The 11,626-nt window shown below is 66.3% G+C and carries 13 protein-coding genes; 10 read left to right on the forward strand and 3 right to left on the reverse strand.

Features of this window, described 5'->3' with window-relative positions; genetic code table 11:
- Positions 1-289 precede the first annotated feature (289 nt).
- From rpsB to MAAFP003_RS08680, 3 genes are read left to right on the forward strand one after another with little or no spacing between them, the layout of a single operon-like run.
- Positions 290-1,153, forward strand: coding sequence for a 30S ribosomal protein S2 (gene rpsB / locus MAAFP003_RS08670; protein ID WP_096286106.1), 864 nt, complete (start codon positions 290-292; stop codon positions 1,151-1,153).
- A gap of 1 nt (position 1,154) precedes the next feature.
- Positions 1,155-1,985 (forward strand): translation elongation factor Ts, encoded by an 831-nt coding sequence (gene tsf, locus MAAFP003_RS08675; protein WP_096286108.1) that lies wholly within the window; start codon positions 1,155-1,157, stop codon positions 1,983-1,985.
- Between the two features lie 31 nt (positions 1,986-2,016).
- Positions 2,017-3,429: an amidase gene (locus MAAFP003_RS08680; RefSeq protein WP_096286110.1), complete on the forward strand. Its 1,413-nt coding sequence runs from the start codon at positions 2,017-2,019 to the stop codon at positions 3,427-3,429.
- Here MAAFP003_RS08680 and MAAFP003_RS08685 read toward each other — a convergent pair whose 3' ends face one another.
- On the reverse strand, positions 3,430-3,849 hold the full coding sequence (locus MAAFP003_RS08685; protein WP_096286112.1) for a MarR family winged helix-turn-helix transcriptional regulator: 420 nt from the start codon (positions 3,847-3,849) through the stop codon (positions 3,430-3,432).
- Positions 3,850-4,051: 202 nt separating this feature from the next.
- On the opposite strand from MAAFP003_RS08685, the gene MAAFP003_RS08690 reads away from it, so the two are divergent.
- The 3 genes from MAAFP003_RS08690 (at position 4,052) to MAAFP003_RS08700 (ending at position 6,470) form a co-directional block, all read left to right on the forward strand.
- Positions 4,052-4,525, forward strand: coding sequence for a DUF1942 domain-containing protein (locus MAAFP003_RS08690; protein ID WP_096286114.1), 474 nt, complete (start codon positions 4,052-4,054; stop codon positions 4,523-4,525).
- A 297-nt stretch (positions 4,526-4,822) separates the two neighbouring features.
- Entirely contained in the window at positions 4,823-5,392 is a 570-nt protein-coding gene (locus MAAFP003_RS08695; RefSeq protein WP_096286116.1) for an MPT63 family protein, read from the forward strand.
- Between the two features lie 142 nt (positions 5,393-5,534).
- Positions 5,535-6,470: a lysophospholipid acyltransferase family protein gene (locus MAAFP003_RS08700; RefSeq protein WP_096286118.1), complete on the forward strand. Its 936-nt coding sequence runs from the start codon at positions 5,535-5,537 to the stop codon at positions 6,468-6,470.
- Between the two features lie 30 nt (positions 6,471-6,500).
- Here MAAFP003_RS08700 and MAAFP003_RS08705 read toward each other — a convergent pair whose 3' ends face one another.
- Positions 6,501-7,226, reverse strand: a complete 726-nt coding sequence (locus MAAFP003_RS08705) for a winged helix-turn-helix domain-containing protein (protein WP_103175405.1) — start codon at positions 7,224-7,226, stop codon at positions 6,501-6,503.
- Positions 7,227-7,486: 260 nt separating this feature from the next.
- Positions 7,487-7,726 carry a microaggregate-binding protein 1 gene (mbp1, locus tag MAAFP003_RS08710; RefSeq protein ID WP_096286120.1) on the reverse strand — a complete coding sequence of 80 codons (240 nt, stop codon included), beginning with the start codon at positions 7,724-7,726 and terminating at the stop codon, positions 7,487-7,489.
- Between the two features lie 364 nt (positions 7,727-8,090).
- Here mbp1 and pyrH point away from each other — a divergent pair, with 364 nt between their 5' ends.
- The 4 genes from pyrH to rlmN all read left to right on the forward strand — a co-directional run bounded on the left by pyrH (position 8,091) and on the right by rlmN (position 11,599).
- Complete coding sequence (gene pyrH / locus MAAFP003_RS08715) at positions 8,091-8,876, forward strand: UMP kinase (RefSeq protein WP_096286122.1); 786 nt, start codon at positions 8,091-8,093, stop codon at positions 8,874-8,876.
- Between the two features lie 90 nt (positions 8,877-8,966).
- A complete protein-coding gene (frr, locus tag MAAFP003_RS08720; RefSeq protein ID WP_036468078.1) occupies positions 8,967-9,524 on the forward strand; it encodes a ribosome recycling factor in 558 nt (185 codons plus the stop codon).
- Positions 9,525-9,546: 22 nt separating this feature from the next.
- The gene (locus MAAFP003_RS08725) at positions 9,547-10,470 is read left to right on the forward strand and encodes a phosphatidate cytidylyltransferase (RefSeq protein WP_096286124.1); all 924 of its coding nucleotides are present in this window, start codon (positions 9,547-9,549) and stop codon (positions 10,468-10,470) included.
- Positions 10,471-10,495: 25 nt separating this feature from the next.
- A complete protein-coding gene (gene rlmN / locus MAAFP003_RS08730; RefSeq protein ID WP_096286126.1) occupies positions 10,496-11,599 on the forward strand; it encodes a dual-specificity RNA methyltransferase RlmN in 1,104 nt (367 codons plus the stop codon).
- The last annotated feature ends 27 nt before the right edge of the window (positions 11,600-11,626 follow it).

An 11,626-nucleotide genomic window follows, 5' to 3' on the forward strand; every position in this document is an offset into this window, starting at 1 on the left:
ATGAGTTCAGCGTGGCGTCGACGACACGGCCACCCGCGTTTGCCCAATCTGTGCACGCGGACCGCACTGTGGACATGTGCTGGAAAAATCACCAGCTGAGTCGGTGTAAACTGCTCGTCGCAGCTCGTTCGCGGGCTGACTTCGCGCGTCTGCCTCGCGTCTCCCGTTCCACTAGGAGTTCGCAGCGCATGCCGGGCGGTCCCGTAACAGGGTCCGGCAGCGCAGCAGGCGCCAGGGCCTGGCCTCACCCGATGCCAGGCGACAACCGACATAAAGGAATGGCATCACCATGGCCGTCGTGACCATGAAACAGCTGCTCGACAGCGGCACCCACTTCGGGCACCAGACCCGTCGCTGGAATCCCAAGATGAAGCGGTTCATCTTCACCGACCGCAACGGCATCTACATCATCGACCTGCAGCAGACGCTGACCTTCATCGACCAGGCGTACGAGTTCGTCAAAGAGACCGTCGCTCACGGTGGCAGCGTGCTGTTCGTCGGCACCAAGAAGCAGGCGCAGGAGTCCGTCGCCGCCGAGGCCACCCGCGTCGGCATGCCGTACGTGAACCAGCGCTGGCTGGGTGGCATGCTCACCAACTTCTCCACCGTGCACAAGCGCCTGCAGCGCCTCAAGGAGCTCGAGGCGATGGAGCAGACCGGTGGCTTCGAGGGCCGCACCAAGAAGGAAATCTTGATGCTGACCCGCGAGAAGAACAAACTTGACCGCAGCCTCGGCGGTATCCGCGACATGTCCAAGGTGCCCTCGGCGATCTGGGTCGTCGACACCAATAAGGAGCACATCGCCGTCGGTGAGGCCCGCAAGCTCGGAATCCCGGTCATCGCGATCCTGGACACCAACTGCGACCCCGACGAGGTCGATTACCCGATCCCGGGCAACGACGACGCGATCCGCTCGGCGGCGCTGCTGACCAAGGTGATCGCCTCCGCGGTCGCCGAGGGCCTGCAGGCGCGTGCCGGTGTCGGTCGCGGCGACGGCAAGCCCGAGCCTGGAGACTCGATGTCCGCCGAGCCGCTCGCCGAGTGGGAGCAGGAGCTGCTGGCTTCCGCGACTACCGGGGCGACCACGACCGCGACCACCACAGCCACCACCGACGCCGCTGGAGCTGCAACCGAAACAAGCACGGAAGGCTGATATGGCGAACTTCACCGCTGCCGACGTCAAGCGTCTTCGTGAGCTCACCGGTGCCGGCATGCTCGATTGCAAGAACGCACTGGCCGAAAGCGACGGCGATTTCGACAAGGCCGTCGAGGCACTCCGGATCAAGGGCGCAAAGGACGTCGGCAAGCGCGCCGAGCGTGCCACGGCCGAAGGTCTGGTAGCGGCCAAGGACGGCGCGCTGATCGAGCTGAACAGCGAGACCGACTTCGTCGCCAAGAACGCCGAGTTTCAGCAGCTCGCCGACGAAATCGTCGCCGCCGCAGCCCAATCCAAGGCCGCCGACGTCGACGCGCTCAAGGCCGCTTCGGCGGGTGAGAAGACGGTCGAGCAGGCTGTCGCCGACCTGTCCGCCAAGATCGGCGAGAAGCTGGAGCTGCGCCGGGCCGCCTTCTTCGACGGCACCGTCGAGACCTACCTGCACAAGCGTGCCGCAGACCTGCCCCCGGCGGTCGGCGTGCTCGTCGAGTACGGTCCGGGTGCCGACCCGGACACCAGCTCAGCGGCCGCGCACGGGGTCGCGTTGCAGATCGCCGCGCTCAAGGCGCGCTACCTGACCCGCGAGGACGTGCCCGAGGACGTGGTGGCCAGCGAGCGTCGCATCGCCGAGGAGACCGCGAAAGAAGAAGGCAAGCCGGAGCAGGCGCTGCCCAAAATCGTCGAGGGCCGGCTGAACGGCTTCTTCAAGGACGTGGTGTTGCTCGAGCAGCCGTCGGTGTCGGACAACAAGAAGACCGTCAAGGCGCTGCTCGACGAGGCCGGCGTCACGGTGACCCGGTTCGTTCGCTTCGAGGTAGGCCAGGCCTAGCCGACAAACCCGAGCGGCTAGCGTCAGTCCTATGCGACGCGTGCACGCTTTCGGTGACGACGCCCTCGGTGATCTCGACGCCACCGGCCTGGCCGAGGCCCTCCGGGCCGGCCGGGTCGGCAGAACTGAGGTGGTCGAAGCGGCGATCGCTCGCACCGAGGCCGTCAACCCCGCGCTGAACGGCTTGGCGTACAAGGCATTCGAGCAGGCACGGGCGACCGCGTCGGCCAATCCCGCGAGCGATCGGTTTTTCGAGGGCGTCCCGACGTTCCTGAAGGACAACGTCGACGTCGCGGGGCAACCGACGATGCGCGGTGCCGACGCGTGGGCGCCGCGCAATGCCGTCGCCGACGGCGAGTTCACCGCGGTGTATCTGGCCACCGGGCCGACGTCGCTGGGCAAAACGCAGATGTCGGAGTTCGGTTTCAGCGCGGCCGCCGAGCATCCCCGCCTCGGGCCGGTGCGCAACCCCTGGGACACCGATTACACGGCCGGGGCCTCCTCGTCGGGCTCGGGTGCGTTCGTCGCCGCTGGGGTGGTGCCGATCGCACACGCCAACGACGGTGGCGGCTCGATTCGAATTCCGGCCGCCTGCAACGGGATTGTCGGTCTCAAGCCGTCGCGCGGTCGGCTGCCGCTGGACGCCGAATTGCGCCGGATGCCGGTGGGCATCGTCGCCAACGGCGTGCTGAGCCGCTCCGTGCGCGACACCGCGGCGTTCTATCGGGAAGCCGAACGCATCTGGCGCAACGCCAAGCTGGCACCCATCGGAGACGTCACCGGGCCCGGCCGGCAGCGGTTGCGGATCGCGGTGGCCACCGGCTCGGTGCGGCGCGAGTGCGGCCCGGAACTGCGGGAGCTGACCCTCAAGACCGCCGGGGTGCTCGAAGAGCTGGGGCACCGCGTCGAACACATCGACCATCATCCGGTGCCGGACAGCTTCGTCGATGACTTCATCTTGTACTGGGGATTTCTCGCGCTGATGCAGGTGCGCACCGGGCGGCGCGTGTTCGGCAACACCTTCGACCGCACCCGGCTGGACGCCTTGACGCTGGGCCTGGAGCGCCACACCGGCCGCAACCTGCACCGGCTGCCGGCCGTGATCATGCGGCTGCGCAGAATGCGGCGGCGCAGCGCCGAGTTCTACCAGACCTATGACGCACTGCTCACCCCGACGCTCGCCGACCCGACGCCGCGAGTCGGTCACCTGGCGCCCACCGATTACCAGCAGGTAATGGACCGCCTGATCGACTGGGTGGCGTTCACGCCGCTGCAGAACGTCACCGGAGATCCGGCGATTTCGTTGCCGCTGGCCCAGTCCGCGGACGGCATGCCCGTCGGCATGATGTTCGCGGCCGACCTGGGCCAGGATGCGCTGCTACTGGAACTGGCTTACGAACTCGAACAGGCGCGGCCCTGGGCCCGGATTCAAGCGGCCGGCTAGTCAGTCGGAGCCGAGTTTTTCCAGCATTCGCTTGAATTCGCGCTGCTGTGTCGCGGTGAGCTTGGCCAGGATGCGGTCATCGGCGTTGCGGACCGCGGTTTCCGCGCGTTTCAGCATCGTGCGCCCCTGACTGGTCAGGGTGGCCGGCAGCGCGCGTCCGGAGGACACCGACGCCGGCCGTTCCACCGCGCCAATCTCTTCCAGCCTGCGCAGCACCGTGTTCATCGCCTGCGGCGTGACGTTGGTGTTGCGGGACAGCTCGGCACTGGACAGCCCCGGCGACATGGAAAGCATTCTCAGACAAACGAATTCGGGCAGCGTCAGGCCAATGGGACTCAATACGGCCGAAACTTCGGGTCGCAGCACGGCTCCCACCCGGTAGAGCAGATAGCCAAGCGGAGCATCTTCGGTCGCACCCATGTCAGCGATACTGACATATCCCGCCGGCGGGCCGGCGTAAGCACGGCCAGAGGATGGGCGATTGCATGCGGCGAATGCGAAGTAACAGGCGCTTGAACGTCGCGACAATTCGGCGCTCACAGCGCGCCGCGTCGTTTAGCGTGCGGACGCCGATGGGTAACGCCTGTTGTCGGAGGGAACACGAGTTACCAAGGGGATCACAATGACACTTACCAGGACGACAGTGAAAGCGGCTCTGAGCGCTGTGGGGATTGCGGGCGCGAGCATCTTGATGGCGCCCATGGCCGCTGCCAACGTCCAGAGCTACGGAGCCACCGAACGGGCCGTCGATGGCCCACTGATCACCGACTACACCGTCAGCAATCTGGCGCCGACCGACGTGACGATTCCCGGATACCAACCGGCTGGGCAGCTGTACCGGGCCGATGTGACGGCGAAATCGGTTGCCGGAAACGTCCAGCCCCAGATGTCCCGCTTCATGGCCAGGGCGTTCAACGGCACGGTTTACCCCGTGCTCAACACCAGGCCGGTGCCCGACGGCCTTGACCCTCGTCCGATCGATCAGGGCCAACAGACGTCCGGCGAACTGTACTTCGACGTAACTGGCGAGCGGCCGGTCGGCTTGGTGTACACCGACAAGGACGACGATTTCCTGGTCTGGACGCGCCACGTTTAGCCCGCTCGAACTGCGAATTCGCGAGAAGTTCCCCGCGCTGTTTACGCGCGGGGAACTTTGTTTTGCGCGGTGGAACTCAACTGTGGCATTTGGGGCTGAACTTATGCTTTGAGGTTTGTGCGCATTCTGTGGCGAATTGATTTGCGCCGACGAATTACGACGTTTCTGCAGTTCATTGCTTTGATGTTTGGGGCTGACAAGGATTGGATATGCGGCAGAGGTGCGGTGATAACCCGTGCCGGAGGGAAATCATCGCGACGAAACAATGGTAAAGATTGAATTGAGAGGTATTTAGCAATGAAGTTCACTTCAAATGCTATGAAATCGGTGATCGGAGCCGCCGGTATTGCTGCTGTCAGCGCTTTCACCGCGGCCACCGCGTCCGCGGCGCCCAACATCCAGGGCTTCGGCACTAGCCAGCAGCTGGTCGCGGGGCCGCTGATCACCAACTACACGGTGAGCAACCTGCAGCCAAGCAATGTGGCGATCCCGGGGTACACGCCGAAGGGCACGCTCTACCAGGCGGACGTCACGGCCCGGTCGGACGGCGGCCTGGTCACCCCGATGGTCAACGACTTCATTGCCCGTGGGCCCAACGGCCAGAACTACCGGGTGATCGACAAGGTCGGGGCCCCGGGCAGTCTGAACCCGGCGCCGATTCCGCAGGGCAGCGAGTCGACCGGCACGCTGTACTTCGACGTGACCGGCGCACCGCCGAACGGCGTGGTCTACAACGAGGGCACCCAGGACATCCTGATCTGGACGTCGAACATGCAGGGAGGCTCGGAGCCGGGTGCGGCGCCGAACGCCACCCCGGCGCCCGGTCAGCCGCCGGCCCCGGCGCCGAACGCGCGCGCGAACACCTAAGGCTGGTACAGGCCTAGTCGCTGACGAACTCCCCGCGCCACTCACCGTGGCGCGGGGAGTTCTGCGTTGACAGTGATTGCCCAGGTTTATTCACCGGGTGATTCACCGAATTGCCGGCGGCTCAATGGGGTACCCGGCAGAAATGAGTTACACAGATCACAGGCCGGCCGCGGTGCGCGAACAAGCTCAAGAACACGCCGAACAGGCCCGCGAGATGATGGAGGAAAAGCGCGACGCGCTGCGCGGGGGATTGAGCGGCTGGGTGGCGCAGCAGGCCGCCCGCTGGGATCTGCGCGGCCAAGACGAATCCACTCTGCAACGCCAGAAGTTTGTGTGGAATCTGTTGGTCGACTATTGGTTTCGCATGGAGATCGACGGCTGGGAGAACATCCCCGAGCCCCCGGCGCTGCTGGTCGGGATCCACTCCGGCGCCCCGTTCGTCTGGGACGCGTGGACGGTCGGTCTGCAATGGTGGCGGCGCTTCGGCCCGGACCGCACGTTGCACGGCACCGCTCACGACGCGTTGATGGCGATCCCGCTTTTCGGCCGTTACTTCCGTTCGATGGGTGTGCTTCCGGCCGCTCCCGACGCCATCGCCACCGCGCTGGCCGAGGGGCGAGACGTCGCGCTATGGCCTGGCGGAGAAGTGGATTCGCTGCGTCCCTGGGCCGAACGCGACCGCGCCAACCTGGCGGGGCGCACAGGCTTCGTGAAGATGGCGATTCGCGCCGGGGTGCCGATAGTGCCGATCGCCACGGTCGGCGGCGCGGACGCGATGCCGGTGCTGATCCGCGGTGACGGCCTGTCCAAGGCATTGCGACTGGATCGGCTGTTGCGGCTCAAGGTCTTTCCGCTGGCGGTCTCGCTGCCGTGGGGCATCGCGCCGGCCGCACTTCCGCAGCTGCCGTTACCCGCCAAGATCAGGACGCGGTTCATGCCGGCGGTGGAGCTGGATCACGATCCCGCGCGTGCCGAGGACGACGATTACGTCGACGCGAAGTACCGGGAGGTGCAAGACGCCATCCAGCAAGGTATGGATGCGCTGGCGCGCAAGCGGGCGCTACCGCTGTTCGCGTGAGGTTCGAATGTGATTGAACCCCAACGCGGTTCAGTGCTGGCCGCGGCCGTTGAGCTCTGGGCTCCCCGCGGCGTCGTTGACGACCCACTGCGGGTGCGGTGGCGTCACCGCCATGTAACCCACGCCGCGGACGGTGTCGACCATCGATTCGTGTTCGGGCCCGAGCTTCGCGCGTAGCCGCCGCACGTGAACGTCGACGGTGCGCACGCGTCCATTGGCGTCGTATCCCCATACCTCGTGCATCAGCCGCGTGCGGCTGAACGCCCGACCGGCATGTTGCACAAGGAAATTCAGCAATTTGAATTCGGTAACCGTCAGGCTGAGATCCTTGCCGTCCAGGGATCCGGCGAAACTCGACGGGTGCAAGATGAGGTCACCGAACTTCAAGCAGCCGTCCACCGCGCTGCGGCGGCGCTTGATCGCCAGACGCAATCGCGCCTCGAGCTCGTCGGCACCGGTGGCAGGCAACATCACATCGTCGATGCGCCAGTCAACGTCCACCGACGCGAAGTGCGCGGGGGCGACGACCGCGACCACCGCGAGGGCCGGCGTGTGGGCCGTCAGGCCGCGGCAGGTACTGCGGGCCGCCGCCAAGTCGGTGCGTGCGTCGATGATCGCGACGTCAGCGCTGTCATGATGCCCGTCGAGCTGGTCGGAGAGTGGCGCGCGGCGAATCGTCTGGGTCAACGACTCGAGGGTGGGTAATGCCGACGCGAAATCGTCGGCATTGGAAAGCAGTAGCACGTCCACAGACATCTCCAAACCTCATGAGGGTCTGTCGTCGCCCCCGACCGCCTCGGCACCTCAACCGGATGTCCACCAGCGCAGCGCTGAGTACCCCATTCGGGAGTTAACTATGCCTTCTCTATTGCTCACTGGTCGGGCAATTGCCCGTTGAAGTGGGCGGTTACCGGAGCTGGCTTCGTCTGGATGGGGCCCACAACAGCCCGGAAAACAGCCCGGAAAGTCGACGGGCCCGGCCCGTCAACACGGGCCGGACCCATCCTTCAAACAAGCTATTGATTGGCCTTCTGGCGCTCCTCGGCCACCTTCGCGGAGCCGCGTGCGGCCTCCGCTTCGGCTTCCTTCTTGGCCGCGTCACGCTGGGCTTCGGCCTTGTCCTGCTGGGCTTGGCCTTCGCGGGTGAGGTCCTCGCGACCGGCCAACGCGCCGACGGCCTCCTTGGCCTTGCCCTTGACGTCTTCGACGACGCCCTTGACGGCTTCCGCGGGACCAGAGTTTTCGTTGTCCGCCATGAATCAATTCCTCCTCATAGGCGTACGAGGGGTGAGCGACTGACGCGCTCGCGCGATCGCTTCCGGCATACGGCGTGATTCGGCCCTGCTTCTCAAGACCGCAGATTTCCCCACCGAGTGGTGCGGATTCCCAGGCCGGCGCGAGCTCAAACATCCGGCACCGGAAGCAAAGTCGCGACGCCAGCACATCCGGGCGTGACCTGCGCCGACGGTGCGCCGCTGCGGTGTGGCTCGCCGCCCGCGCAAATAATCCACCCCGCTGGCGCCAGATTGTGCTGCGATGGGGCAGGATGTGAACTGCCGTTCCGGGTGGGAAGCCACCGTGCTGCCGAGCTCGGGATGGCACTGTCATGCGAGGAGTCTGATGACGCAGCCCGAGCCCACCAGCGCTAACGGCGTGCCGACATCTTCATCCGGCCACGGACAACCCGCCAGCCAGCCGCGCGCGAAGTATTCGCGTGTGTTGCTGAAGCTCGGCGGCGAGATGTTCGGCGGCGGTCAGGTCGGGCTCGATCCCGATGTGGTGGCCCAGGTCGCCCGCCAGATCGCCGAGGTGGTCCGCGACGGCGTGCAGGTCGCCGTCGTGATCGGTGGCGGCAACTTCTTCCGGGGTGCACAACTGCAGCAGCGCGGCATGGAGCGCACTCGCTCGGACTACATGGGCATGCTCGGCACCGTGATGAACAGCCTTGCGCTGCAGGACTTCTTGCAGAAGGAGGGCATCGACACCCGCGTCCAGACAGCGATCACGATGGGCCAGGTCGCCGAGCCCTACATCCCACTGCGGGCCGTCCGTCATCTGGAGAAGGGCCGCGTGGTCATCTTCGGGGCCGGCATGGGGCTGCCGTACTTCTCCACCGACACCACGGCCGCGCAGCGCGCGCTGGAAATCGGCGCCGATGTGGTCTTGATGGCCAAGGCGGTCGACGGCGTGTTCACCGAGGATCCGCGGGTGAATCCCGACGCCGAGCTACTCGCCGCGATCAGCCACCGCGAAGTCATCGACCGGGGGCTGCGGGTGGCCGATGCCACCGCGTTCAGCCTGTGTATGGACAATGGCATGCCAATCCTGGTGTTCAACCTGCTGACTGACGGCAATATCGCTCGGGCGGTCGCTGGTGAGAAGATCGGAACGCTAGTCACCACTTGAGGGGAAGACGCAGATGATCCGCGACTGCGACGATGCGAGGCGCAGCGATGTGGGGGTACCACCCGCTTGCGGGGGAGAGGAGTGGCGCAGATGATCGATGAGGCTCTCTTCGACGCCGAAGAGAAAATGGAGAAGGCCGTGTCGGTGGCCCGTGACGACTTGTCAACCATCCGGACCGGCCGCGCCAATCCGGGCATGTTCTCCCGGATTGTCATCGACTACTACGGCACGACCACTCCGATCACCCAGCTGGCCAGTATCAACGTCCCGGAGGCGCGACTGGTCGTGATCAAGCCGTACGAAGCCAGCCAGCTGCACGCGATCGAAACGGCGATTCGTAACTCCGACCTCGGGGTGAACCCCAGCAACGACGGCACCCTGATCCGGGTGGCGGTACCCCAGCTGACCGAGGAACGCCGCCGCGAGCTGGTCAAACAGGCCAAGGGCAAGGGCGAAGATGCGAAGGTCTCGGTGCGCAACATCCGCCGTAAGTCGATGGAAGAACTGCACCGGATTCGTAAGGACGGCGAGGCCGGCGAGGATGAGGTCGGCCGCGCCGAAAAAGACCTGGACAAAACCACCCAGCAGTACGTCAACCAGATCGACGAGCTGGTCAAGCACAAAGAAGGCGAGCTGCTGGAGGTCTAGGGGCCGCTCAGCAACCGAGTCAGTGGCAACCTCCGATGCCGGCACAGGCACCCCGCCCGACGAGCCGGCGCGGGGGGTGAAAGACACCCTGCAGAAACCCGTCAAGAAGACGTCGAGGGCCGGACGCGATCTGCCCGCGGCGATCGCGGTCGGTGCGGCGATCGGCGGGCTGCTCGTCGCGACGCTGGTCTTCGCTCCGCGCTTCTGGGTGCTCATCGTCGCGATCGCGATTCTCGTTGCCACCCACGAGGTGGTGCGCCGGCTGCGCGAAGCCGGGTACGTCATCGCGGTCATCCCGTTGCTGGTCGGTGGCCAGGTCACCGTCTGGCTGACCTGGCCGTACCACGCCGCCGGCGCGCTGGCCGGCTTCGCCGCCACCGTGGTGGTCTGCAATGTCTGGCGGTTGTTCATGCCGGATCCCAGCCGCAGTCCGTCACCCGCCGGCTCGTCGTCGAACTACCTGCGCGACGCGTCGGCCACCGTCTTCCTGGCCGCCTGGGTCCCGCTGTTCGCCTCCTTCGGCGTCCTGCTCGTCTATCCCCACGACGGCGCGGGACGGGTGTTTTGCCTGATGGTTACCGTCGTCGCTTCCGACACCGGCGGATATGCCGTCGGGGCGCTCTTCGGCAAGCATCCGCTGGTCCCGACGATCAGCCCGAAGAAGTCCTGGGAGGGATTCACCGGCTCGCTGGTCTTCGGAATTTCCGCGGCGATCCTGACCGCGACCCTCCTGGCCGGCAAACCAGCGTGGATCGGCGCGCTGCTGGGTCTCATCCTGGTGCTTACCTGCACGCTCGGTGACCTGGTGGAGTCGCAGGTCAAGCGGGACCTCGGCATCAAGGACATGGGCCGGCTGCTGCCCGGCCACGGCGGGCTGATGGACCGGCTCGACGGAGTGCTGCCGTCGGCCGTCGCAGCCTGGATCGTGCTGACCTTGGTCCCCTAGGCCGCTAGCCGATACTGGACAGAGCATGGCCCAACAACTGGTGTTCGAAGAGCCGCGAGCGGGAAAGCCGCCGCGGCATCTCGCCGACCTCGACGCGGGTGGCCGGGCGTCGGCCGTCGAGGAGCTCGGCTTGCCGGCGTTTCGGGCCAAGCAGCTCGCGCATCAGTACTACGGCCGGCTGATCGCCGATCCGCGGCAGATGACCGACCTTCCGGCGGCCGTGCGCGACGTGATCGCCGAGACGATGTTCCCGAACCTGCTCAGCGTCGCCCGGGAAATCACCTGCGACGCCGGGCAGACGCGAAAGACGTTGTGGCGGGCCGTTAACGACCCTGCTGGCACCACCTTCGAGTCGGTCCTGATGCGCTATCCACAGCGCAACACCGTCTGCATCTCGTCGCAGGCGGGTTGCGGCATGGCATGTCCGTTCTGTGCGACCGGCCAGGGCGGATTGACGCGCAACCTGTCGACCGCCGAGATCATCGAACAGGTGCGCGCCGCGGCGGTGGCGCTGCGCGACGAGTTCGGTGACCGGCTGTCGAACGTGGTGTTCATGGGGATGGGGGAGCCGCTGGCCAACTACGCACGGGCGGTGGCCGCGGTGCGGCGCATCACGGAGGCGCCGCCGGACGGCTTCGGCATCTCGGCCCGTTCGGTGACCGTCTCGACGGTCGGCCTGGCTCCGGCCATCCGCAAGCTGGCCGACGAACGGCTGGGCGTGACGCTGGCGTTGTCGCTGCACGCGCCGGACGACGAGCTGCGCGACACGCTGGTTCCGGTCAACAACCGCTGGAAGATCAGCGAGGCGCTGGACGCCGCGCGATACTACGGCGACGTCACGGGCCGGCGGGTGTCGATCGAGTACGCGCTGATTCGCGACGTCAACGACCAGCCCTGGCGCGCCGACCTGCTGGGCAAGCGACTGCACGGCACGCTCGGGCCGCTGGCACACGTGAACCTGATCCCGCTCAACCCGACCCCGGGCAGCGATTGGGACGCCAGCCCCAAGGACGCCGAGCGCGAGTTCGTCCGGCGGGTCCGGGCGAAAGGCGTGTCCTGCACGGTCCGCGACACCCGTGGCCGCGAGATCAGTGCGGCATGCGGACAACTTGCCTTCGAACAGGGTTAGTGGCGTGCTGAACCGGGCACGACCCTA

Origin of the sequence: Mycobacterium ahvazicum, from assembly GCF_900176255.2 — a bacterium.
Classification (GTDB): domain Bacteria; phylum Actinomycetota; class Actinomycetes; order Mycobacteriales; family Mycobacteriaceae; genus Mycobacterium; species Mycobacterium ahvazicum.